General features: G+C 65.8%; 20 protein-coding genes and 1 pseudogene. 14 read left to right on the plus strand and 7 right to left on the minus strand.

Annotation, left to right across the window (positions count from 1 at the left end):
- The first annotated feature begins 37 nt into the window (after positions 1-37).
- Entirely contained in the window at positions 38-946 is a 909-nt protein-coding gene (locus tag I6H87_RS24105; RefSeq protein WP_011616985.1) for a substrate-binding periplasmic protein, read from the plus strand.
- Between the two features lie 18 nt (positions 947-964).
- On the opposite strand, the gene I6H87_RS24110 is transcribed toward I6H87_RS24105, so the two are convergent.
- Together I6H87_RS24110 and I6H87_RS24115 are read right to left on the minus strand one after the other, a co-directional pair.
- Positions 965-2,284 (minus strand): type II toxin-antitoxin system HipA family toxin, encoded by a 1,320-nt coding sequence (locus I6H87_RS24110; RefSeq protein ID WP_010809784.1) that lies wholly within the window; start codon positions 2,282-2,284, stop codon positions 965-967.
- Positions 2,281-2,541 carry a helix-turn-helix domain-containing protein gene (locus tag I6H87_RS24115; protein ID WP_010809785.1) on the minus strand — a complete coding sequence of 87 codons (261 nt, stop codon included), beginning with the start codon at positions 2,539-2,541 and terminating at the stop codon, positions 2,281-2,283. The genes I6H87_RS24110 and I6H87_RS24115 overlap by 4 nt, the downstream gene beginning before the upstream one ends.
- Before the next feature lie 343 nt (positions 2,542-2,884).
- Here I6H87_RS24115 and imuA point away from each other — a divergent pair, with 343 nt between their 5' ends.
- The 5 genes from imuA to I6H87_RS24140 all read left to right on the plus strand — a co-directional run bounded on the left by imuA (position 2,885) and on the right by I6H87_RS24140 (position 10,578).
- A complete protein-coding gene (gene imuA, locus I6H87_RS24120) occupies positions 2,885-3,763 on the plus strand; it encodes a translesion DNA synthesis-associated protein ImuA (protein ID WP_011616987.1) in 879 nt (292 codons plus the stop codon).
- A complete protein-coding gene (locus I6H87_RS24125; RefSeq protein ID WP_041688058.1) occupies positions 3,696-5,267 on the plus strand; it encodes a Y-family DNA polymerase in 1,572 nt (523 codons plus the stop codon). The genes imuA and I6H87_RS24125 overlap by 68 nt, the downstream gene beginning before the upstream one ends.
- Complete coding sequence (locus I6H87_RS24130) at positions 5,264-8,674, plus strand: error-prone DNA polymerase (protein ID WP_010812405.1); 3,411 nt, start codon at positions 5,264-5,266, stop codon at positions 8,672-8,674. Before I6H87_RS24125 ends, I6H87_RS24130 begins: the two co-directional genes overlap by 4 nt.
- A gap of 285 nt (positions 8,675-8,959) precedes the next feature.
- On the plus strand, positions 8,960-9,913 hold the full coding sequence (locus I6H87_RS24135; protein ID WP_011616989.1) for a 5'/3'-nucleotidase SurE: 954 nt from the start codon (positions 8,960-8,962) through the stop codon (positions 9,911-9,913).
- A gap of 11 nt (positions 9,914-9,924) precedes the next feature.
- The gene (locus I6H87_RS24140; protein ID WP_010812407.1) at positions 9,925-10,578 is read left to right on the plus strand and encodes a YajG family lipoprotein; all 654 of its coding nucleotides are present in this window, start codon (positions 9,925-9,927) and stop codon (positions 10,576-10,578) included.
- Positions 10,579-10,596: 18 nt separating this feature from the next.
- Here I6H87_RS24140 and I6H87_RS24145 read toward each other — a convergent pair whose 3' ends face one another.
- Positions 10,597-11,079, minus strand: coding sequence for a hypothetical protein (locus I6H87_RS24145; protein ID WP_010812408.1), 483 nt, complete (start codon positions 11,077-11,079; stop codon positions 10,597-10,599).
- Positions 11,080-11,368: 289 nt separating this feature from the next.
- On the opposite strand from I6H87_RS24145, the gene I6H87_RS24150 reads away from it, so the two are divergent.
- From I6H87_RS24150 to I6H87_RS24160, 3 genes are all read left to right on the plus strand, one after another.
- Positions 11,369-12,328, plus strand: coding sequence for a MurR/RpiR family transcriptional regulator (locus tag I6H87_RS24150; RefSeq protein ID WP_231881499.1), 960 nt, complete (start codon positions 11,369-11,371; stop codon positions 12,326-12,328).
- Positions 12,329-12,556: 228 nt separating this feature from the next.
- On the plus strand, positions 12,557-12,742 hold the full coding sequence (locus I6H87_RS24155) for a hypothetical protein (RefSeq protein WP_010812410.1): 186 nt from the start codon (positions 12,557-12,559) through the stop codon (positions 12,740-12,742).
- Positions 12,743-12,791: 49 nt separating this feature from the next.
- Entirely contained in the window at positions 12,792-14,972 is a 2,181-nt protein-coding gene (locus tag I6H87_RS24160) for a phosphocholine-specific phospholipase C (protein ID WP_011616991.1), read from the plus strand.
- A gap of 211 nt (positions 14,973-15,183) precedes the next feature.
- Here I6H87_RS24160 and I6H87_RS24165 read toward each other — a convergent pair whose 3' ends face one another.
- Entirely contained in the window at positions 15,184-15,510 is a 327-nt protein-coding gene (locus tag I6H87_RS24165) for a DUF1484 family protein (protein ID WP_011616992.1), read from the minus strand.
- A 793-nt stretch (positions 15,511-16,303) separates the two neighbouring features.
- Positions 16,304-16,642 carry a hypothetical protein gene (locus I6H87_RS24170; RefSeq protein WP_011616993.1) on the minus strand — a complete coding sequence of 113 codons (339 nt, stop codon included), beginning with the start codon at positions 16,640-16,642 and terminating at the stop codon, positions 16,304-16,306.
- A gap of 1,005 nt (positions 16,643-17,647) precedes the next feature.
- On the opposite strand from I6H87_RS24170, the gene I6H87_RS24175 reads away from it, so the two are divergent.
- Positions 17,648-18,442, plus strand: a complete 795-nt coding sequence (locus tag I6H87_RS24175; protein ID WP_010812413.1) for an alpha/beta fold hydrolase — start codon at positions 17,648-17,650, stop codon at positions 18,440-18,442.
- A 368-nt stretch (positions 18,443-18,810) separates the two neighbouring features.
- On the opposite strand, the gene I6H87_RS24180 is transcribed toward I6H87_RS24175, so the two are convergent.
- Together I6H87_RS24180 and I6H87_RS24185 are read right to left on the minus strand one after the other, a co-directional pair.
- The gene (locus tag I6H87_RS24180) at positions 18,811-19,578 is read right to left on the minus strand and encodes a sulfite exporter TauE/SafE family protein (RefSeq protein WP_011616994.1); all 768 of its coding nucleotides are present in this window, start codon (positions 19,576-19,578) and stop codon (positions 18,811-18,813) included.
- 202 nt (positions 19,579-19,780) lie between these two features.
- Positions 19,781-20,170 carry a cupin domain-containing protein gene (locus tag I6H87_RS24185; protein WP_011616995.1) on the minus strand — a complete coding sequence of 130 codons (390 nt, stop codon included), beginning with the start codon at positions 20,168-20,170 and terminating at the stop codon, positions 19,781-19,783.
- A gap of 540 nt (positions 20,171-20,710) precedes the next feature.
- Here I6H87_RS24185 and I6H87_RS24190 point away from each other — a divergent pair.
- From I6H87_RS24190 to I6H87_RS24205, 4 genes and pseudogenes are all read left to right on the plus strand, one after another.
- Positions 20,711-21,070, plus strand: a complete 360-nt coding sequence (locus I6H87_RS24190) for an alcohol dehydrogenase catalytic domain-containing protein (RefSeq protein WP_011616996.1) — start codon at positions 20,711-20,713, stop codon at positions 21,068-21,070.
- A 284-nt stretch (positions 21,071-21,354) separates the two neighbouring features.
- Positions 21,355-21,644, plus strand: a pseudogene (locus I6H87_RS24195) (hypothetical protein); the annotation flags it as partial.
- 319 nt (positions 21,645-21,963) lie between these two features.
- Positions 21,964-22,689 (plus strand): SDR family NAD(P)-dependent oxidoreductase, encoded by a 726-nt coding sequence (locus I6H87_RS24200; RefSeq protein WP_037025498.1) that lies wholly within the window; start codon positions 21,964-21,966, stop codon positions 22,687-22,689.
- Positions 22,690-23,189: 500 nt separating this feature from the next.
- Positions 23,190-24,326 (plus strand): 3-deoxy-7-phosphoheptulonate synthase, encoded by a 1,137-nt coding sequence (locus I6H87_RS24205; protein WP_011616998.1) that lies wholly within the window; start codon positions 23,190-23,192, stop codon positions 24,324-24,326.
- The last annotated feature ends 29 nt before the right edge of the window (positions 24,327-24,355 follow it).

Raw genomic sequence — 24,355 nt, forward strand, 5'->3', positions numbered from 1 at the left:
GCAGTGCCGGGTCAACGCATCTTCCAGGAGCCATCCCATGCCCGCCAGCCCTGTCCGCGGCCCCAGGCATTCCGTGTCCCCCATGCCGGCGGCGCCGGCCGGCGCCGTGCGCTGGCTGTGCGGCGCCATGCTGGCTGCCGCCGCGCTCTTCTGCGCGCAACCGGCCCAGGCCGACCTGGCCAGGATCCGCCAGACCGGCACCCTCAAGGTGGCGGTCTACAAAGGCTTGCCGCCGTTCTCCGCGATCGCGGGCAGTCAGGCCGCGGGCATCGACGTGGCCCTGGCCAGGGCACTGGGCAAGGAGCTGGGCCTGTCGGTGGCGCTGATGCCGTTCGATGCCGATGAAAGCATGGCTGACGACTTGCGTGCCATGGTCTGGCGCGGCCATTACCTTGGTTACGGACCGGCCGACGTAATGCTGCACGTGCCGGTCGACCGCGCCTTCATGCGCGAGAACGACAAGGCGCTGATCTTCGCGCCGTACTACCGCGAGACCTTCGTGCTGGTGCAGGACCGCGAGCGCGTGCCGGCGGTGCGCGGCCTGGAAGACCTGGCCGGGCAGCCGACCGGCGCCGCAGCCGGTTCGGCCGGGGCCAATGCGCTGCTGTCCGGCGCGGGCGGCGCCTTGCGCGACAAGGTCAGGATCTACCCCGAAGCCGACGCGGCATTGCGCGCGCTGTTCTCCGGCGAGATCGCGGCGGCGATGGTGACGCGCGCCCAATACGAGAGCGCGCTCAAGGCCGCGGGGCAATCCGGGGCGCGCTTTGCCGCGACGGAACCCAGCGCGCCGCTGCTGCCGCAGCGCGGGTGGGCCGTCGGCATGGCGGTCAAGGCAGGCGAGCGGGAACTGGCCGAAGCGCTGGAAAAGGCGTTGAGCGCGCTGCGCAGCAATGGCGAACTGGCGCGCATCTTTGCCGGCTACGGGGTGTCGATGCAGGCGCCGTGAGGGTGGCTGGCGGGCGCCTCACCTGGCCGGCCTGGCGGCCCGTGCAAGCGGCAGCGTCTGCAGGCGCTCGGCAACGATATTGCGGATCGCCTGCGGCGCGTCCAGGTCGTCCAGCATGCGCGGCCAGTTGGCATGCGCCAGCGCGACGGCTTCCTTGACGGCGGCGGTCGCAATGCGCCGCGGGACGCCGGCCTTCTCCGCGATGGTCTCGTACGTTGCCAGGGTTTCTTCACGCTGCCGCCTGTCGATGGCAACGTTCTGGCCATAGGTCGCAAAGCCGGGAAGCGCGGCCACGCAGACGATGTCGTACGCCGGTGACAGTTCTGGCAGGACCCCGTTGTGATAGGTCACCGAGAAGTTCTTCAGGTGCGCATCGCTGTTGCCGATCAGCGTGTTGACCGCCTGGCGCAGGAAGAACTGCCGCGCATGCTCGACCCCGCTCGGGCTCAGGCGATACAGGGCGGCAACGAGCTGAATGTAGCTCTCGATGCCGGCGTACTTCTTCGCTGGCATCCTGCCCAGCATCTGGCAGCCGTCTTCGGCGTGCACACGCCCGGCCGGGGTGCGGTCAAACCTGTCCACCGCAAGGTAGTGCAGGTTTTCGCCCAGCGATTCAACCAGTCCCTCGACCTCGATGGTCGAGACGGGCAGTACTCTTGTCGGCGCGACATGGACGCCGGCGGCAGCCGCGAGCTGCATCGAGATCGATTCGTTGAACACCTGCGAATCATCGTTCCTGGCAGGAAGCTTGGCGATGATGTCGGACAGCCTGCCCTTGGCTGGCAGAGTGTAGCGCTTGTCCTGCAGCACCGTCGACAGGGCCAGCTTGTTCTGCACGCCGGACACCGAGGCCGCGCCCTGGGTGGCGCCCTCCACCACGGCAATTTCCAGGTTGTCCGCGCCGCCGGTCACGCCATACGTCCGCGCATACTCCGGCAACGCGCCGATGTCCGCCGGCACGATGACGACGGCCCCCGGGAGATCATTGCCGGCCGATGCCAGGATGCCGAAATCATCCTTGTCATCGGGATTGCTCCGCGTTGCCTCGAGCCGCTTGCGCAGTTCGCCCTCGGGCAGCAGGCCGGCAAAGTAGGGCGGCAGTTCATGGCCCGTGCTGTAGACGGCAGGATGGAAGGGGTTGTCCAGCACCTCGGCGGTGGCCTTGCGGCCGGCCTCGGTCGGGACGCTGATCGACAGGCTCAGCGTGGGGCGGCGCGTGTCGCCCCGGAAGGCTTCGGATGGCACGAACCGGACATTGCCGCTGGCCTCGCACAGGTAGCCGCATAACTGGTCGTACAGCCGGACCTCAAGAAAGCGCGGATGCAGTTCGTAGCTCATTCCTGGTCCAGGAAGATGTCGACTGCGCTGCGGGCGCTGCGGTCGGGCCCGCTGCCTTTGCCTTCCAGGACTTGCCTGACTTCCTGTGCCCGCTCGTTGGGCACCAGGACCCATTCTGCGTCCAGGGCGGCCGCCAGGGCTTCGAGGGTGGATGCGCGGCTGTCCTTCTTCCCCAGCAGGATCGCCGACAGGTTCTGGCTTGCCATGCCCAGCACCCGCCCGATCTCGGTCAGGGTCTTGCCTCTGGCTTCACGCATGTCGCGGCACTGAGAAACTAATGACATAGCATTATTTCATTGATATATGCATGCCTTAGTATGATACATCGGCGCGCCGATAGCCAGGCGCGTATCATTCGATAGTAGCCTCTATTCAATAAAGTAATGCTATCGAATTATTTTCTATTGCGGACCGCCGTCCGGAATGAAACCGGGTGGAGCAAATGAAGACGGGCCGCCGCCCGCCCGTCTCACTTCCCCGGTGTCCCCCAGGCCACCCCTTGCCGCTACCCCTTGCGCTGGCACCCGATACTGTATAAATATACAGTTATCGTAAATCTACTAGTTCCTCGCCATCCCCGGCGAGCGACGCCAACTCCACATGACTGCGCAATCGCACGCAGCCCCGCCCATGGCGGCGGAGGGCCTTCTTTTCCCTGCGCCGGCGCCCCCGGTCTCGCGCCAGCAGGCGCTGTCGGCGCTCGAGCAGCGTTATCCCGGGCTGTGGCGGGCCGGCCAGCTGGGCCGTGCCGGCGGTGCGGCGGTATGCCCGACCGGATATGACGCGCTGTCGGCCGAGCTGCCCGGCGGCGGCTGGCCGGCGGGCGGGCTGACGGAGCTGCTGACGGCGCAGGGTGGAGCGGGCGAGCTGCGCCTGCTGCTGCCGGCGCTGGGCGCGCTGGCCGGGGCCGGGCGCCGTATTGCGCTGGTGGCGCCGCCTTACCTGCCCAATGCGATGGGGCTGGCCGCGGCCGGCCTGCCGGCGCGCCAGCTCTACTGGATGCGTCCCCCGGCCGGCGCCGGCAAGGCCGCGCAGCAGGCCGACATGCTGTGGGCGGCCGAGCAGGTGCTGCGCAGCCAGGCCTTTGGCGGCGTGCTGGTCTGGCTGCCCGCGGCCCGCCCCGAGGCGCTGCGCCGCCTGCAGGTGCTGGCGCAGGCCGGCGACGCGGTGGCATGGGCGCTGCGCCCGGCCACGGCGCTGCGCGAGTCGTCGCCGGCGGTGCTGCGGCTGCTGCTGGCGCCGCTGCCCGGCAATGTGCTGTCGATCACCTTCCACAAGCGGCGCGGGCCGGTGCGGGACACGCCGCTGCTGCTGCGCCTGGACGGGATGGCAGCGGCCACGCGCGCAGCCGCCTGGCCTGTCCCGGCAGGAGCACCTGCCTTGTCTGAATCGTCTTCTCCATCTTCTTCCGATGCCGTACTGGATCGCGGTGCACCTGCCGCGCCTGCCCCTGGACGCCCTGCAGCCCAGCTGGCCTGAGCTGGCGCCCGCCGTGAGCCCGCCTGCCGCCACCGCCACGCTGCACCATGCGCTGCCGGTGGCGGTGATGGCGCGCGAGCAGGTGGTGCTGGCCAACGGCCCGGCGATGCAGCTCGGCGTGCGCTACGGCATGCGCCGCGGCGGCGTGCAGGCGCTGTCGGCCGACATCGTGCAGCTGGAGCGCGACCTGGCCGCGGAAGCTTCGTTGATGGAGGCGGTGGCGCTGGCGCTGCTGCATTTCACGCCGGGCGTGACCGTCGACGAGGAACCGGAGTCGGCCACGGTGATGCTGGACGTCACCGCCAGCCTGCGCCTGTTTGGCGGCCACCGCGCGCTGTGCCGCGCGGTGCGTGCCTGCGTGCGCCAGCTTGGCACCTTTGCCCAGGTGGGCTCAGGCCCGACCGCGCACGGCGCCGCGTGGCTGGCGCGCCAGCCGCTGCGGCGCACGCGGCGCGGCGTGGTGCGGCCCGGGCGCCGCGCGGTGGGCATGGCACGCCTGCACCGGCTGCTGGACCGCCTGCCGGTGGAGGCGCTGCATGCGCTGGCCGATCCGGCCTGGCTGGACGGCATCGGCTGCCGCACGCTGGGCGAGGTGCGGCGCCTGCCGCGCGCGGGCCTGACGCGCCGGCTGGGCCCGGCGCTGCTGGCGCGGCTGGACCAGGCTTATGGCGACACGCCGGCGCGCTTTGCCTGGTTTGTGGCGCCGCCCGCGTTTGCGCAGCGCATGGACCTGCCGGGCCGCATCGAATCCGCCGAGGGCGTGCTGGCCGGCGCGCAGCGCCTGCTGCTGGCGCTGGCGGGCTGGCTGGCGGTGCAGCAGGCCGGCGTCACGCGCTGCGTGCTGGTGCTGGAGCATGAGCGCTACCGGCGCGGCGTTGACACCGACGGCACCGAGGTGCCGGTGGGCCTGGCCCAGCCCAGCCGCGACCCCGCGCACCTGTCGCGGCTGCTGCGCGAGAAGCTCGACAAGCTCAATTTCCACGCCCCGGTGACCGGCCTGGCGCTGCGCGTTGAGGCGATGGCCGCATGCGTGCCGCACAGCGATGCGCTGTTCCCCGAGCCCGGCGGCACGCCGGAAGACCTGGGCCGCCTGCTCGATACGCTGATGGCGCGGCTGGGCCGTGACAACGTGCTGCAGCCGCGGCCGCTGGCCGACCACCGGCCCGAGCGCGCCAACCGCTGGTGCCCGGTCGACGAGCCCGGCGGCAACAAGGCCGCCAGCCTGCCGGATCCGCAGCCGGAGCGCCCGCTGTGGCTGCTGCCGCAACCGCTGCCGCTGCCGGTGCAGCGCCACCGGCCCTGCCACGGCGGCCCGCTGGCGCTGCTGAGCCGCCCTGAGCGCATCGAGGCCGGCTGGTGGGACGGCGCGCTGGCCACGCGCGACTACTTTATCGCCGAGCGCGCCGACGGCCTGCGCTGCTGGATCTTCCGCGAACGTCCGGGCCATGCGGCGCAGGACGATGGCGGCGAGTACCGCTGGTTCCTGCACGGGTTGTTCGCATGAGCGCGCTGTTCTTGCCTGCCTCGCTGCCGGGTTTGCTGCCGGCGCTGCCGGATTACGTGGAGCTGCACTGCATCTCCAACTTCACCTTCCTGACCGGCGCCTCGCACCCGGGCGAGCTGATCGAGCGCGCCTTCGGCCTGGGCTACAGCGGGCTGGCGCTGACCGATGAATGCTCGGTGGCCGGCACCGCGCGCGCGCACGATGCCATCGAGACGCTGCGCAAGCGCCTGCACGATGCAGTGGCGCGCAGCGCGGCACGCGGCGAAGAGGGCGTGGATGAGCCGCTGCTGGACCATGACGAAGAGCCTGACGCCGGCGCTGACGATCCCCATGCCCACGCCAGCCGCCACCAGCGGCTGCAGGCGCTGGCCCGCGCCGCCGATGCCTTCTCGCTGCTGATCGGCAGCCGCTTCAGCCTGACCCCGGCCGATGGCTCGGCGCGCCCGCCGCTGCGGCTGGTGCTGATCGCGCAGCACCGCGAGGGCTTCGGCAACCTGAGCGAGCTGATCACGCTGGGCCGGCGGCGCGCGCAGAAGGGCAGCTACCGGCTGCATCCCGAAGACCTGGCCGCGCCCGCTGCTGATGAAGCGCACCTGCGCGGCGTGCCCGGCTGCGTGGCGCTGCTGCTGCCCGACTATTGCGCCGATCCTGAACTGCTGCGAGAGCAGGCCGAGTGGTGCCGCGCGGTCTTCGGCGAGCGCGCCTGGATCGCGCTGGAGCAGTTGCAGGGCCATGCCGATGCACTGCATCGCGCGCGCCTGGAAGCGGTATCGGCACAGACCGGCGTGCCGCTGGCGGCGGCCGGCGCGGTCACCATGCACGTGCGCTCGCGCAAGCCGCTGTCCGATGTGCTGGCCGCGATCCGGCTGGGCCAGCCGCTGGCCGAATGCGGCATGGCGCTGGCGCCCAATGCCGAGCAGCACCTGCGCATGCGCCAGGTGCTGTCGCGCCTGTACCCGCGCGAGGCGCTGGCGCAGACGCTGAAGATCGCAGAGTCGTGCGATTTCTCGCTGGGGATGCTGCGCTATGAATATCCCGAGGAACTGGTGCCGGCCGGCGAGACGCCGATCTCCTACCTGCGCAAGGAGGTCACGCGCGGCAAGCGTGAACGCTTCCCCAACGGCCTGAAGCCGGAGTGGGAGAAACAGCTCGAAGAAGAACTGCAGTTGATCGAAGAAAAGCACTACGAACCCTTCTTCCTGACCGTGCACGACATCGTGCGCTTTGCGCGCGGGGAGGGCATCCTGTGCCAGGGCCGCGGCTCGGCCGCCAATTCACTGGTGTGCTTCTGCCTGTATGTGACCGAGGTCAGTCCCGAGCAGGCCAACCTGCTGTTCGGCCGCTTCCTGTCGCGCGAGCGCGATGAGCCGCCCGATATCGACGTGGACTTCGAGCACCAGCGGCGCGAAGAGGTGATCCAGTACATCTACAGGAAATACGGCCGCCACCGCGCAGCGCTGGCGGCGTCGCTGATCACCTACCGCTCGCGCAGCGCATTGCGCGACGTGGGCCGCGCGCTGGGCATCGACGCCAGCGTGGTGGAGCAGGTGGTCAAGGGCCAGGCCTGGTGGGACGGCGGCCGCGGCTTTGTCGAGAAGATCGCCCGCTACGGGCTCGATCCCGAATCGCCGGCGGTGCAGCAGTGGGCCAGCCTGACCGCGCAGCTGCGCGGCTTTCCGCGCCACCTGTCGCAGCATGTGGGCGGTTTCGTGATCGCGCAGCACAAGCTGTCGCGGCTGGTGCCGATCGAGAACGCGGCCATGGCCGACCGCAGCGTGATCCAGTGGGACAAGGACGACCTGGAGTCGCTGGGCCTGCTCAAGGTCGATGTGCTGGCGCTGGGCATGCTGTCGGCGATCCGGCGCGCGCTGGAGATGATCCCCAACCCGGACCCGGCGCGCGCCGCATTGCCGACGCGGATGGAAGACATCCCCAAGGAAGACCCGGACACCTACAACATGATCTGCAAGGCCGAGACCATCGGCGTATTCCAGATCGAATCGCGCGCGCAGCAATCGATGCTGCCGCGGCTGCAGCCGCGCCAGTACTACGACCTGGTGGTGGAGGTCGCCATCGTGCGGCCCGGCCCGATCCAGGGCGGCATGGTGCATCCCTACCTGAAGCGGCGCGAGGCCTTCCGCCGCACCGGCAAGCCGCCCACTTACTTCAACCCGGTCATCGAAAAGGTATTGGGCCGCACGCTGGGTGTGCCCATCTTCCAGGAGCAGGTGATGCAGTTGGCCATCGACGCGGCCGGCTTTTCACCGGGACAGGCCGACCAGCTGCGCCGGTCGATGGCGGCGTGGCGGCGGCGCGGCGACCTGCGCCAGCACCAGGATGCGCTGGTGCGCGCGCTGACCGGCAACGGCTACCCGGAATCCTTCGCGCTGGCGATCTGCAAGCAGATCGAGGGGTTTGGCGAGTATGGCTTCCCCGAGAGCCACGCGGCCAGCTTTGCCAAGCTGGTCTATATCAGCGCCTGGCTCAAGTGCCATCATCCGGCCGCCTTCCTGTGCGCGCTGCTGAACAGCCAGCCGATGGGGTTCTATTCACCGTCGCAACTGGTGCAGGACGCCAGCCGCAATGGCGTGCAGGTGCTGCCGGTGGATGTGACCATCAGCCGCTGGGACAGCACGCTGGAGCCGGTGGAGGCCGATGTCGCCGACGCGCAGGCCCGCACCAGGCCGCAGCATCCGCGCGTGCGCCTGGGCCTGGGCCGCGTCAAGGGCATGCGCGAAGCGGCCGCGCTGCGCATCGAGGCCGCGCGCGCCCAGCGTCCGTTCGACAGCGTCGAAGACCTGGCACTGCGCGCCAGCCTGGACCGGCACGACATCGACGTGCTGGCCGCCGCCGACGCACTGGCGCCGCTGGCCGGCAACCGCCGCCAGGCCCGCTGGCAGGCGCGCGCCGCCGCCGCGCATGCCGCGCACCGCGACCTGCTGTACGAAGCGCCGCCCGCCGAAGCCGCGCTGGCGCTGCCCGAGCCCCGGCTCGGCGAAGACGTGACGGCGGACTATGCCAGCCTGGGCCTGTCGCTCAAGTCGCACCCGCTGGCGTTGCTGCGGCGCAAGCTGACGGCGATGCGCTTTGCCACCGCCAGCCAGCTCGCGCGCTGCGCCAACGGCCGCCGCGTGCGCGCCTGCGGCATCGTCACCGTGCGCCAGCGCCCATCCACCGCCAGCGGCACCATCTTCGCCACCATCGAGGACGAGACCGGCTCCGTCAACCTGATCCTGTGGCCCGACCTGGTCGAGCGCCAGCGCAAGGAGGTGCTGAGCGCCACGCTGCTGGGCGTGGTCGGCACCTGGCAGCGCCAGGGCGACGTGCGCCACCTGGTGGCCAAGGAGCTGGTGGATTTAAGCCCGATGCTGGGGCGGTTGATGGTGGGGAGCCGGGATTTTCATTGAGACGCACGGCCAGAAGCCAGGTCATGCCTGTGCCTGGAGCGGTTTACTTGCACGCCTGATTCATCGCCAGGCACCGCTTTGTTGTTCACGCAACTGTAACGAAGCGCGGGTAACGTAGCGTCCGTCCACTACCGGACACCACAGGGCGCTGCGCCCGGCCCGCGCCCCCACACCTGGCGCTGCCGGCGCGTGCGCCAGCCAGCCTGATCGGGCTGCCCGGAATTGCCTTGTCTGCACCGTGGGCGCGCTTTGCCCGCACTCCTGAACCGCCTCGACACCACCGCCATGAAAACCCGACTGATCGCCGCGGCCTTGCTGGCCGCCACGGCGAGCCCTGCCTTCGCCCTGAACATCCTGCTGACCAACGACGATGGCCTGACCAGCAACCTGAAGGCGCTGTACGACGCCCTCAAGGGCGCAGGCCACAACGTCATCGTCAGCGTGCCCTGCACCGGCCAGAGTGGCCGCGGCGCCGGCATCGTGATGTACAGCACCACGGTCATCGTGCCCGACAACGACAAGACCCAGATCGAGGCCGAAGGCGGCTGCCACAACGGTGCGGCGGCCACCGGCGAGCCGGCGGTGGGCCCCTTCACGAAGCCGGGCTACACCAACGGCGATTACAACTACGCCCATGGCACGCCGGTGATGGCGACCATGTACGGGCTGGACGTGCTGGCTCCGGCGCGCTGGGGCAAGGCCCCCGACCTGGTGCTGTCCGGGCCCAACGAAGGGCAGAACGTCGGCCGTATCGTCAACAGCTCGGGCACCGTCAGCAATGCGCAGTTCGCCGCATCGCGCGGTATCCCGTCCATCGCCCTGAGCGCGGGTACGGACTCGGTCGACAATGCGGGCCTGGCAAGCCCGGTGTCCGGCGTGGTGGCGCAGTTGTCCATCAAGCTGGTCAACACGCTGCGTGCCAAGGCCAACGGCGGTCCGCTGCTGCCCGCAGGGCTGGCGCTGAACGTCAACTTCCCGAACGCGCCGTCGGCCGCCACGCCCTTCGCGTTCTCGCGGCACGGCACCTTCGATGCGTATGCGCTGAAGTTCAACGGCACGGCGCCGTATGGGCTGGGCATCGGCGCCGGCAGCGGCACGCCGACCGCCGCACAAGGCGAGGATGAGTCCGTCGTCTACAAGACCAAGGTGGCTGTCACCGCCATGCAGATCGGCTTCGACCAGCGTCCCGCGGGCCAGCAATGGCTGCGCCTGCGCCTGGGTGAACTGTTCGGCCAGTGAGGCATGTCCCGATGAAACGCCTCATTCCCCTGTTCCCCCTGATGGCCGCGCTGGCGCTGGCCGGTTGCGGCGGCAACGACGCGCCTGACAACACCACGCCGCCCGCCACCGCGAGCTTGTCGGTCACGGATCTGGAGCCCGGCGCGTACGTCGTCAGCGTTGGCGACGCCGACAGCCCCACGGTCGGCAAGTACTACGCTGGCGCGGACGGCAGCCGCTACCTGGCGCTAGCCGGTGCCGAAGACAAGGCCACCATCATCTACCGCCGCGACAAGGGTGGCAGCTGGGTAGCCGCCCCGGGCGCGGACGCTGCTGCCAGCGTCAGGCTGCTGCGCCAGGATCCCGTGCCGGCGGCGAGCGTGGAACCCGGCAGCGTGGCAGGCTCGTACACGGTCGTGCTGCCCTCGGGCGCCAGCGCAAGCTTCACGGTCACGGCGGACGGCAAGATCGCGCCCGGCGCTTCGGGGTGCCAGCTCTCCGGGACGGTCGCCGCGCACGCCATGCCGAATACGCTGAGCCTGAAGCTTGCCGCGTCGGCCTGCGGCATGGTGCCCGCCAGCGCCACCGGCGTCCTGGCCATCGACACCGACTACCAGCCTGCCGCCTTCCGCCTCATTGCGGACGATGGCGGCCGCGTGGTCGACTTGTGGGCGTATCGAGACTGACCGTCGCTGCCTGGCGCGCTAGTTCATCGCCAGGCTGCCCGCCACCAGTTTCTGCTCGGCGGAGAGCTTGCGGATAGCCTGGTTCAGGGTCGCGGTGGTGCTGTTGATGGCTGCGCCCAGGCCAGCGATTTCCTGTTGCAGGGCCGCGATGCGGATGCGCTTCTGGTCCGGGGTCCCGGTGGCCGCATTCTTCACTGCCTCCAGCTCTTGCAGCTTGCGCTCCAGTTGCGCGCGCAGTTCGCGCAGGCGCTTGATCGCATCCTTGGCCTGGTCGGGCAGGCCGCTGTTGTCGACGTCGCTGTTGTCGCGCACCGCGGGCGCCTGTCCGCCACCGGCCAGGGCCTGCCCCGGTGCCGAGATATGGATCTCGGTGCTGGATGCGGGCCGCGCCCGGATACCGGCGGTGTCGCCGGCGGTCTCGCTGGCGGCTACGGCCGGCGTGACTGCCGGGTTGTCAATGGAAACGGCTGCCGCTGCGTTCGCGGCAGTCGGCTCGATCATCGTCACGGTCGTACTTCTCCTGGTCTGCCGGCCCTTGGCAACGTGCACTACGGAATGCGCCGGTTCCTTGCGGATATCGGCAGTTTGTGGCCGGGACTTGAGCGGCCGCAGGGCGAGCAGGGCAACGGAAAAACGGACCGTCAACGCAAGCGGTTATCATCGTGCCGTGCCTTGCCGGTTTCATCCGGAACACTGAATTCACTATCCACTTTGCAGGTCGATTGATGCCGATTCCGTCTTGCCACCCTGGCTTCGCGCCGTACCGTCAGTCCGTGGGCGGGCGGGGCCCATGGTAAAGGGTCGCCGCGGCGCGGGCGCGGCGCCGGCCCGGAAATCGTCGTCGCAGGCGTCATCGGCCAGAACGGAGCCCGCGCAGACCGCCGAGCCAGCGCCGCCGTCGCCCACCACGTCGGCGATGCTCGCGCGCATCCACAGCATGCGGGACTCGCTGGGGCCGGCCGGGCAGCGCATTGCCGATTTCGTGACCCGGTATCCGCAGACCGTGATCCATATGTCGGTCAGCGAAGTGGCCGAGCGCACCAATGCGAGCGAGGGCAGCGTGGTCGGCTTCTGCAAGAGCCTGGGCGCGACGGGCTTCCAGCAACTGAAGATCCTGCTGGCGCAGGAACTGGTGCAGGGGGTCCAGATCATCCACGAAGACCTCGAGCCCGGCGACACCTGCCCGGCGGTCATGCGCAAGATCTTCCAGAGCAACGTCCAGACGCTGCATGACACCAGCGCCGTGCTCGACGTGGCCGCGATCGAGCGCGCGGTCGCATTGCTCAGGGCGGCCGAACGCATCGAGATCTATGGCATTGGCAGCGCGGCGCCGATCGCCGAGGATGCGCAGTACCGCATGCTGCGCATCGGGCTCAACGTGAAGGCGGTGGTGGATTCGCATATCCAGGCCATCAGCGCATCGCTCGCGGGCCCCAGGGTTGCCACGCTGACCATCTCGCATTCGGGCAGCACGCATGAAACCGTGACGGCCACGCGGCTGGCCCGGGAGAGCGGTGCCAGCACCATCTGCATCACCAATTTCGGCAAGTCGCCGATCCAGGCCTTCGCCGACGTCGTGCTGTTCACGATGGCGCGCGAGACCCGCTTCCGGACCGAGGCGATGACCAGCCGCCTGGCGCAACTGGCGATCATCGATGTGCTGATCGCCTGCCTCGCGCTGACGGACTACGACACCTCCGTTGAAACGCTGCGGCGTACGTTCGACGTCCTGTCGCTCAAGCGATATTGAGCCTCGGCCGGCCCGCGCCGGCATCCTGACATATTCCTGCTGCAGTTGTCGTCCAGCCTTGCTCCCGTCAGTGACGGGGGCGGGTGCCGTGCCACGGCCAGAAAATGAGGATAATTCAAATATAAAAACAATTGTATTGAGCAATATTCATTTGGATGTCACATCGGGCCCCTACGCTTCGAGTCGCGTCAGTCCCTTCCCCCTGGCCCTCGAACATAAGGAGTCCTCATGAACAACCCGTTGTGGTCTGGCCGCGCCGCGCTGCTCGCGGCGCTTTTGTCCCTGGCGCTCACCGCATGCGGTGGTGGCGAAGATGGCAGCACCCTCGCTCCCCAGGCCGTCAAGGCAACCATGCAGGCGGCACCAGCCGGCGACGCGGCAGCGTCGAAGCAGGGCATGCACTGCGCACCCTGACACACCCGCGACCCTTCCTCTATCGTCCGCTCCTACCATTCCCCCGATCATGACCAAAATCGATCGACGCACCTTCCTCTCCGGCGCCGTCAGAAGCGCTGCCGCTGCTTCGGTTCTGTCGATGCTGCCGCCCAGCATCGCGCGCGCACTCGCCGTTCCCGCTGCGGTCAATACCGGCACGATCCAGGACGTGCAGCACGTGGTGATCCTGATGCAGGAAAACCGCGCCCTGGACCATTACTTCGGCGCCATGCGCGGCGTGCGTGGCTTCGGCGACCGCTTCCCGGTGCCGGTGCCGTCAGGCAAGCCGGTGTGGTTCGAATCGAACGGCGCGCGCGAGATCACGCCGTTCCACCTCGACAGCGCGACCGTCAACGCGCTGCGCGTCTCCGGCACGCCGCACAGCTTCATGGATGCGCAGAATGCGTGGAACCAGGGCCGTTTCGGCTTCTGGGCCAAGTACAAGAACGACCATTCGATGGGCTACTACCGTCGTGAAGACATTCCGTTCCAGTACGCGCTGGCCGAGGCCTTCACGCTTTGCGACGCCTACCACTGCAGCCACGCCGGCGGCACCGACCCGAACCGCATCACTTTCATGTCGGGCTCCAACTACAACCCCGCGCTGCGCGAGGCGGGGCGCAACTGCACGCTTGACGATGCGGAGGTCAATAACCTGCGCTGCAGCGTGAGCGGCAAGCTGCCCACGCCGGGCTACACCTACAAGGGTTCCGCCTTCCAGTGGGCCACGCTGCCGGAACTGCTGCAGGCAAAGGGCGTGAGCTGGCGCATCTACCAGAACCCCAACGCCAACTGGGGCGGCCTGCTGCATGGCGGGCTCGCCTTCAAGAGCTTCCGTGAAGCGCAGCCGGGCAATCCGCTCTATGACAACGGCATGAGCAGCTGGACCATCGAGCAGCTGGCCGCGCATGTGCGGGACGACACGCTGCCGGCCGTGAGCTGGATCCTGCCGACGCCGGCGCAGTCCGAACATCCGGGCGGCCCGTCGAGCGCAACCGAAGGCGCGGACTTCATCAACACGGTGCTGACGGCGCTGACCGCCAACCCGGAGGTCTGGAGCAAGACCGTGTTCTTCATCACCTTCGATGAGAATGACGGCTTCTTCGACCATATGCCGCCGGCCGCGGTGCCGTCCTACGACGCCAATGGCGTCCTGCACGGCAAGTCGACCGTCGACGTCACCGGCGAATACTTCGACACCGCCGGCAATACGGCGCTCGACGGCACCACCACCAGCGGCGAGACCATCCGCCTGCGCCCGTACGGGCTCGGCCCGCGCGTGCCGATGTATGTGATCTCGCCGTGGACGCGCGGCGGCTGGATCAACTCGCAGGTGTTCGACCACACCTCGATGGGGCGCTTCCTGGAACAGCGCTTCGGCATCACGGTGCCCGCGATCAGCCCGTGGCACCGCGCGGTGGCCGGCGACCTGACTTCGGTCTTCGATTTCAGGACGCCGAATGACCAGGTGTTTCCGACGCTGCCGGATACCAGCAACTACAAGCAGGTGATCGCGGAACAGCTGGCGAAACCCAAGGCGGCGGCACCGGCCGTGTCGGCGTCGCTGTTCCAGGAGACTGGCACCAAGTATTCGCGCGCGCTGCCCTATGTCCTCCATGCGAGTGCGCTGGCCGAGCCCACCATCGGCAAGCTGAAGCTGATCTTCAGCAATACGGGGGAGCAGGGCGCGGTCTTCCATGTCTACGACCGGCTCCATCTGGACCAGATTCCGCGCCGCTACACGGTCGAGCCCGGCAAGATGCTGGACGATGAATGGGATGCGCGCGCCACGGACAACGGACGCTATGACCTGGCGGTCTACGGGCCTAACGGCTTCGTGCGCATGTTCAAGGGCCAGTTGCCCGCGGACGCCATGGCCGATGCCCCTGAGGTCCGCGTCTGCTACGACCTGGGCAAGGGCAGCGTCTACCTGTCGGCGCGCAACGACGGCAAGGGCGCAGTCAACGGTGGCGGCAAGCCGCTGACGCTGGTGGTGACGCCCAATGCTTATCGTAACGACGGTCCGTGGCAACTCCATATCACGGCCGGCGCCGAGGTGGAGCACCACTGGCCGCTGCAGGAGAGCGGCAACTGGTACGACTTCACGGTCACGGAAGCCGAAAGCGGATTCGAACGCCGCTTCGCCGGTCGCCTGGAGACCGGCCAGCATGGCGTGACGGACCCGGCGATGGCAACCGGGCTGGGCTGAGTGTCTGGTCGCCGCGGTCCGGCCGGAATGCGTGCCGGACCGCAGCTTTGTGCGGTGATGGCACATCGCCTCGAAGCTCCCGATCTCGATGCGGATCTGCGGCTTGCACCGCTCGACCATCGGGAAGATGCAAACGGCGCGAGACCAACTGGCTCGCGCCGTTTGCTTTTCAGCGCTGCTCATCCGTGCGCGGGACAGCAGCGCTCCCTCGTCAGACCAGCGCCTGCAGGCGGTTGGCGCTCTCGTCCAGTTGCTGCTTGAGCGGCAAGAGCAGGGCGTGGAGGCCGATGCCCTGGGGGATGGTGTCGCTCTGCAGGTCCAGCAAGGTCAGGAAGGACTGAAGACCGACGCTGACACGCAGGATGTCGTCGGTGACTTCAAGGATGTGGTCCTCCAGGGGGACGGCCTTGCTGGGCGGGGGGGGCGGCTTTGCGTGGTGACGAGCCTGGGCGCGGTCGATTTTGGCCAGGTTCTCGGCTAGTTGGGCTTGCTTTTGGGCGAGGGTGGGCTCTTGGGGAGCCGGGGTGTTGCTTTGCATGATTACCTCCAAGTGAGTGATGGAGGCTCGCAGTCTGCTGCTAACCGGGGGGCGAGCACAGGGCCGGGTTAGTCAGTATGACTCCCCTGGAGCAAGGAGGGCTGGCCCGCCGCGAGGAATCAAACGCTCGCACATGACCGGTCAACGAAGCTGGCCGATTGGAAACGAATTTTGACATACTGGCCAGGTATGCAGGTCAGAGGGCGACTGCAAGTTTGTCCGGAACGTTACCGAACCCGTGTTCTGGCGGAGGTCGCTTGTCGGCCATAAGCCGTCCTTCCCATCGCGGTGGCGCTGCCGCTCGAGCGACTGTTCTGCTCAAACAAGGGACGTTGATGCGAGATGTTTCCCGGGCTAGGCGACCAGCCTCATCACCCACACCGAGGCCGCATTGAACTTCCCGGGTCATCAAGGACGAGTTCGACGCCTTCCTCGAGCCTGGCGCACGGGCTCCTGATGCATGCGCTGCGGCGAATGCGGGCAAGAAAAGCTGCTGGCCTCCAACTGCAAGCGCCGACGGTTTTGCACCTCAGGCGGTGCTCGTCGGATGTCATAGACCGCAGCATACCTTGTCGATCACGTCATCCCACACGTGCCGGGGCGGCAGTGGGTGTTGTCGCTGCCCATCCCGCTGCGCTTGCTGCTGGCCGCGAAGCCCGAGCTGGTCACGCCGGTGCTGCAGGTGGCGCAACGTGTACTGATGCGCCATCTATTGAGCGGACAACGTGACGGCCAACACCCACTTGCTCGCAGCCTTCGCCCGCAGAGGGCCCAATCTTCCGCCCGGGGATCACTACGCACGTTTGAAGATGACGTTCTCCGAGAACCACTTTGTACTGCTCTCCGGATGCGCTAGGTCGCCAGTAAAACCCTCAAGTACCCCTTGACCGGCTGGGAAGCCTTTGCCCTTAAATGACCCGATGTACCTTCCATCTGAGCCATTTTTCCAGAGGATGGATAGGTGAAACTCGTTATCTGTTACGAAACCTTCGAGGCGAGAGCTTACGTGACTGCCGTCGGAAGTTTCCGCCGAGCCTGCAATCCTATCCTCGTTCTGCGTCAGGAAGACGTGGACACGAAAGCCATTGCCCTGAACAATATCCCAATTGCTTCCAACTTGCCAATTCGCCATGGTAAGACTCCCTGTGGAAAATGACCTCCGTCGACGAGGACAGTGACTTTAGTCTGAATGGCACTTGCTAAAGCCCATTTCGCCTGAAAAAGCGACATCAAACGCTGCCCAGAATCGCGGACCGAGCAGGTCATTTCGAGCAAAACGTATAAGAACACAAAACTCGACCCTTGACTGGACTTTCTGCCCGTTGTGGAGGGGCTTGAGCGGCAAAGTCAATGCCATTTCGCTTAAGTCCACATTTACTCTAGCCCAGCAAATTGGAAGGGTCAATGCACCAACCAGGGCGTCGGTGAGCTCGGTCCTTGAGGAAGAAGTAGCGGCCTTCGTGGTGGCTACTTGCTGTCGACTGACCCGTTTGATTGCTCTCCACAATCGTCTTCATCAGCGACTGCGGCCGTTCGGTCAGGCAGCCCCTCAAGCCGCTTCGGCAGTTTCATTAGTGATACGTTATGGATATCGTTTCAATCTGAAATGAGCAAGATTCACATGACCCTAATTGGGAGCTGTCTATGATGATTTTAATTGAGTAGCTTCCTTCTGAATGCCTCAGCACTTTTCACGCCGAACCCATTACCCATTCAACGGTTAGCCATGAAGCTCATGGACTCTTCGCGTAGTGTGGTGCAGGTGAGCACAGAGGTTGTCGTAACAAGAAAGTGGATGTGGCAGGTCGACATTGCCACTACACGGGCAATGGGTGAGAACGTTTCTGACTTGAAACCGACTGTGCGTGGCTACTGCCTTATTCGTACTGCACGCCTACGACAAAGCTGCTACGGTGCAAGGGTGCTGATATGGCTGCCGACAACCGGGGCGGGAGAGGGCAATCAACCTTGGCAGCCGCCCATCAAATGGCCGTAGAACACTGAAGCTGGCGGCGTGGCCGCATCAGGGCTTTGGCTAGGTGTAGGTGCTGCATTTCCAAATCTAATATTAAGAAACCGCAGCGCCCGACGACGTGCTCGCCTTCTCATTCGCCTCACGCAGAAACGGAGAAGCAAAGTGCCAAACATAACGTCCGACGGTGTTTCAATCCATTACGAGGTCAAGGGCCAAGGTTCGCCTGTGCTTCTTCTGGCAGGACTTGCGGGGATCGGCGCATCGTGGGGCCTCCTAATCGAATTGTTTGCCGAGCATCACCAAGTGATCGTCCCTGACCACCGCGGCACCGGCGCGTCTGAGCACACCGCGCGCGACATGACGATTTCACAACACGCCCGGGACATGGCGCGGGTCATCGAGGCGGTCGGATGCGGGCCGGTCCACGTGGTCGGTTCCTCGACCGGTGGCGCCATCGCGCAACTGCTGGCGATCCATCACCGCGAGCTATTACGCAGCGCAAGCATTGTGTCTTCGATTGCACGGGCGGACGCGTTCTACCGTCGTCAGTTCGACATGCGGCGACGCATGTTGACCGATTCCGGCCTGCGCGCGTCCACCGAGGCCAACGCACTATTCCTCTTTGATCCGAGATTCATGCGCGAGCACCCGGAGCAGGTGCAGGCGTGGGTGAACGCTACGGCGGCTGGCACATTTGAGCGGGAAATCGCCTTTGCCCGGATCGACATGATCGTGGGGCACGACGCATTCGATGAGCTTCCTTCGATCGCGACGCCGACGCTGGTGTTGGTGGGCGAACGCGACTTCTGCGCCCCGCCGTACTTCTCCGCGGAACTTGCAAAGCTGATTCCGGAAGCCGAGTTTGCCATCCTGGACAGTGGTCACTTCATCTTCCTAGAAAAGCCCGAACTACTGCACGACACTGTTGAGGCCTTCATCGCCAAGCACGAAAAATGATGAGCTTAGCTCTCTGCCGGTAGGCGGAAGCCTCCCATTAGAGTGACGCTGCGAGCGGGCCGTTATCTAGCCGCGGCCTGCGACCGGCCGGTTCGGCCGAACTTCGGTCGTCCGCAGATGGGTGCGCGAATGACCGAGACGGATCGGAAGTCGTCTCCGGTGCAAGCCCTGCCACAGGTAGGCCGAGGGCCGAGGTCGGCCATGAGCCGACGTTCGAGCGTCTTGGCTAATGCTATAAAGCGGACACTCGGGTTATCGCACGAGGCCATCACGAACCCAAGCCTGCAAATACTCGTAGGGGGTACTGAAACGCCTTGGCCTCAGATCGCTTCCAACGCCGGAAAGCGTCGTTCCGCGCATGGGGCTAGTCACCGAATCAGCAGAGTGGCCGCGTAGGTCTTCACGAAGAATGCTAGCGTGATGCAGAAGGTAACAAGTAGCGTGATGGCCCGGATAGTCCCCGGCGTCGCCCGGCGCCCGATCCGCGCGCCACTGTATCCACCAATGATCGCCCCCATCAGCATGATTAACGTCTCTGGCCAGCGCACCGCATTGGCCACGATGAAAGCGACCACCGCTACGGCGTTGGCAGCACTGACCAGCAGCGTACGGTCCGCATTGAGGTACTTTAGGTCGCAGTTGTCGAGCAGTCTCCACACCGCGATCATCATGATTCCAACCGCGCAGCCGAAGTAGCCGCCATAGATGCCAAGCACGAACTGGACGGCCAGTACCGCAGACGCGTGAATGTGCCAGCGTGTGCGCATTGCCTCCCCAAAGCGTCGCCCGAACGCCAGGGCAACGGACGCAACCAGAAGCAGCCAGGGCAGAACGAACGTGAACGCCGCGGATGAAGTTCGCAGCAACAGGTAGGCCCCCACCAAGCCGCCACATAGCGTCGCCAGCAGGAGAGCGCGCAGCGCCACGGAGCCGACCGGGCGCAGTCCATCTCGATAGGCCCAAGCACTGGCAAGCCCGCCAGGAAATAGCGCGACCGTGCTGGAAGTATTCGCTTGAACCGGAGGTACGCCCACTGCAATCAGCGCCGGCAAACTGACGAACGAGCCGCCCCCGGCCAGCGCATTCATCGCGCCAGCGAATACTCCCGCAGAGAAGACCAGAATCATTGCATCCATGGACCAATGTTTCCCGTGCCAGCATCCGTCTCCCCAGCTTACGGAAAACTTCGCTTCGCCTGCACAAGCGAAGGCCTCCCTGCATCTCGAATGCAATACTTCTTGTAGAAGTGACCGCAAACCACTACGGCTAACGCTCCAGCCGTGGCGCGCCCAATGCCCACCAATTCAACGATCTCCGCGGCTGAGGGTGCCAGGCCCGTCACGGGGCCGGCGATGCCAGCGGCTTCCCCTTCTCGACCACGTACACGCCAAGAACCCGCGCCGCCGCGCTACTGTTGTTGTGGGCATCATGCACAACGCCGGCAGGCACTACGAATGATTCACCGGCCTTGACCGTGCGCGGCGACTGACCATCGATCAGGAGTTGCACCTCACCTTCCATGACGTAGCTGATCTCGTCGCCGGGATGCGTATGACGCCCGGCATAGGTGCCTGGCGCTACCTCCACGCGCGCGACAACAGCTTCGCGACCTGGTACAGATACATCGGCCCTTCCTACCAAAGTACGGGTAAGGCCCGAACTCTGCGCTAGCGCGCTACCTGCCACCAGTGCCACCGCGCCCAACATGATCAAACTCTTGTAGTGCATGATGTCTCCTTAGACTTTTGTTGGAGTTTCGAAGGTGCTAGCAGGCGACCTGCAGAGTGACGCGATATAGGCGGCAACCCCGCGCACCGTAGACCGGCAGCCATAACTGCGATCGCAAAGACATATACAGTGATTCGCAAACGCGAAGCATGTGTTGGTCCCTCGGGGCGCCTCGAGCCGGCTGAGCCGCCGACTAAAGCGAGTCTTTTGCCAGCGCCTCTCGTTGTATGTACGAGAACGAACGGAGTAGGCAAGCGTGACAATCCAAATGGCGCCGCTAAGACGTCCCACGACCCGACGACGACTCGCCGAGAAAGAGGCGAGACCAAGGCATTGAACTCGTGCCGCACGGTCTCCAGGCGCTACTCATTTAGCGACATAGCGACATAGCGACTGCGCACCGCCTGCCCGCTCTGCTGCCTCCATTCGGCCTTTTTCCAGCCGATACCGATTTTTCGGCCTAATATGCCACGAAGCGCCTGAAGGGCCGATGCCTGTGCCCCGTCAATGGCAAGTGCTATGCGCACAGTGGGAGCCATCATGCGAGCCGCCTGGTACACCAAAAACGGCGAAGCCCGTGGAGTTCTGGTAACTGGAGAGCTGCCAACTCCGACCCCAGGCCCCGGGGAGGTCCGTGTCAGAGTCGCCACATCAGGGGTGAACCCGTCCGACGTGAAGTCCCGGCGCAGTCGTCCCCTGACCAGCGACCGAATCATCCCGCACAGTGACGGCGCCGGTGTCATCGAGGCATTGGGTGCGGAAGTGTCTGCTGCCCGGCTCGGTGAGCGGGTCTGGATTTGGAACGGGCAGTGGCAACGTCCGCTTGGAACGGCCGCCGAGTATATCGTCTTGCCCGCGACGCAGGCCGTCAAATTGCCAGACAACACAGACCTTCCCTGAAGGACGTGTAGAAGGCTACTTCGTGTCATGCTGGACCGGGAAAAGCAACGTGCCTTCGCTTCTGGCGCTGCTGATCGGATTCACGTTCTCAATGGCCGTAAGTCGATAAGACCCGCACAAGAACGGAGTCCGCAAGACGGAAGAGGTTGGCAGCCATAGCGCTGCTGCGCCCTAGTGAAAACGAACGAACGCTACCGGACTGTCTACCGCCATTTGGGTTGGCTACCTTGACCGTCGCAGACGGGTCGACAAGAGACCTTCGTTCACCTTAGATAACGGGATGCCTCACGCTGGGTCAGTTCCTTGTCACCGGAATCGAGGTGGTCGCGGTCTGGGCGCTGTTCGACCGCTTCGGCGACGTGCAGGGCTGGCGCATCGGCGAAGTGGCGCTGTTCTACGGGCTGGTGAACTGCATGTTCGCCATCGCCGATGCCATCGGGCGCGGTTTCGACGTGCTGGGCAGACCTTTTTGCGTACCGGCGAATTCGACGGGTTTCGTTTTTCTCCTGGCGGCCATCGGCGCATGGCGTACCGGGCTGCGCCACTACACGTCGACTGGCAGCTAGCTGGTCACGGTCTGGGCCGATATTGAGCGTCAGCCTTCGCGGTGGCGCAGATTGACGACCGCGAGAGGGACTCCGCTGACATCTGACGGCCGGCGAACACCATGTCTGTGTGGCCGCCTTCGACCATGCACGTATTTGTCTGGAAGCGAACAGAGCATGTCTCACGAGGGCTAGTACCGTTGGGATCGGCGGGTGGGCTGCATGGCAAGCCCTGTCGCCGATGACGCGACGAGGCAAGGCTCAGGGCAGTTGCCTGCGTCATAAGGCGGGGCGGCGTGTGCCGTGGGCGCTACCGCTTCTGCGCAGCCATGGCGCGCTGGGGATGCCGTGTCAAATTTCTATGATCTTTCGGGGAAGGCAGCGCTGGTGACCGGCGGTGCAAAGGGGCTCGGCCGGGCGATCGTTGCGCAACTGATCGACAGTGGTGCGCGTGTGCATGCTTGGGATATCGTGCCGTTCCAGATGGAAGGTGCCAGCACTGAGGTCGTCGATGTCTCCGATGCCGGGCAGGTGGGGCTGGCGCTGGCGCGACTGGTCGATGCGGGATATCGCTTCGACATCCTGGTCAACGCTGCCGGCTACCTTGGCCCGATGCAGCCATTCGAGAATCACGAGGCTTCACAATGGCATCGCATCATCGCCGTGAATCTCCTGGGGACCATGTACGTCGTGCAGGCGATGTTGCCGCACATGTTGCGCTGGGGAGGCGGCCGTATCATCAATATGGGCTCGCTGGCCGGCAAGGAGGGGCTGGCCGGGCTGGCTGCATACTCCGCGGCCAGCGGCGGCGTGGTCGTTCTAACCAAAGCAATCGGCCGCGAACTGGTGAAGCGCAACATCTACGTTAATTGCGTGGCGCCCGGGCCCATGGATACCGACATGATTCACGGGCTCGGCAGCCACGAGGTGGCGGCCATGGTTGCTGATAGCCCGGCCGGGCGCCTGGGCGATCCGGCCGAGGCTGCGCACCTGGTAGCGTGGCTATGTTCGGACGCCAGCCGCTTTAATGCAGGCGCTGTCTTTGACATGTCCGGTGGGCGGGCGCGATTTTAAGGAAGTGCGGATCTTCGGTTGGCATGCCGTGAGATCGATTCGATAATCCGCTCCGACCCGGGCGTCTACGGCTTGATCTTCCGCGAATCGCAGCACGCGACACAGACGGCATTCGAGCCAAGCTTCGTGGCGCGAACGGCTGCCGTCTTACCCGGCTATGGGCATTCGGCGGGCGGCCTGACATAGTAGTTCCCCCGCAAAAACCGGGACCGCTGATTGGCGGTTCGCCAATCTCCATGGTTGGCATTGCGCTGCGCCGGGCTGATAATCACGACAGTGGTCTTGGGAGGATGCATAACGACGAGGGCTGAGGAGGGGGACAGCCAGGTCCTGGCTGGATGCGGCGTTTGCTGGCGCGTACCAGCGCGCCTGGGCCGCCCTTCAGGATCCCTCGCCATTGCTACCTGCCGCATCGCAACGACATATTGCCCGGACTCCGCTGCTGCGCCTGACTGGCACCCGCCGGCGGTCTTCCTGTCCCAGTTTTCCAGGAGCTAGCCATGAATGATCCACAGAAATCCCCGTTGACCATTGCCGAGGGTTGGCAGGCGCCACCGGACCGCACCGGCGTGACTGACGACGCCCGCGTCGAAGACATCATTCCGCTGCCTCCGCCTGAACACCTGATCCGTTTCTTCCCGATCCGGGGCACGCCGGTCGAATCCCTGGTCACCCAGACGCGCCAGCGAATCTCGCGCATTCTGCACGGCAAGGATGACCGGCTGCTTGTGATCATGGGACCTTGCTCGATCCACGACCCGCAGGCGGCACTCGAGTACGCACGGCGGTTGATGGAGCAGCGGCAGCGCTACGCCGGGTCGCTGGAGATCGTGATGCGTGTGTACTTCGAGAAGCCGCGTACCACGGTGGGCTGGAAAGGACTGATCAACGACCCCTACCTGGACGAAAGCTATCGCATCGATGAGGGCCTGCGCATCGCGCGCAGCCTGCTGGTTGATATCAATCGCCTCGGTTTGCCGGCGGCCGGTGAGTTCCTGGACGTGATCTCGCCCCAGTACATAGGTGACCTGATCTGCTGGGGCGCGATTGGTGCCCGCACCACCGAGAGCCAGGTGCACCGCGAGCTGGCTTCGGGCATTTCAGCACCGATTGGCTTCAAGAATGGCACTGACGGCAACATCAAGATTGCCATCGACGCTATCCAGGCCGCATCGCGTCCACATCACTTCCTGGGAGTGCACAAGAACGGGCAGGTGGCGACGGTGCATACCAAGGGCAACCCGGACTGCCACGTCATTCTCCGCGGCGGCAAGGCCCCGAACTACGATGCGGATTCCGTGGCGGCCGCCTGCAGGGAACTGGAAGCGGCCGGGCTCGGTAACTCGCTGATGGTGGATTGCAGCCATGCCAACAGCAGTAAGCAACACCTGCGGCAGGTCGATGTCGCGCGGGACGTGGCGCAACAGATCAGCGGCGGCAGTGACTCCATTTTCGGGGTGATGGTCGAGAGCCATCTGGTCCCCGGCGCGCAGAAGTTCACCCCGGGCGTGCACAGTCCGTCGGCGTTGTCATACGGACAGAGCATTACGGACGCCTGCATCGGATGGGACGACTCGGTGGCAGTGCTGGACATGCTTAGTGAGGCGGTCAACCTGCGCCGCAGGTTGGCTTTGTAGCCATAGGAAAAGACGTCAGGTCACTTCAT

Origin of the sequence: Cupriavidus necator (genome assembly GCF_016127575.1) — a bacterium.
Classification (GTDB): Bacteria; Pseudomonadota; Gammaproteobacteria; order Burkholderiales; family Burkholderiaceae; genus Cupriavidus; species Cupriavidus necator_D.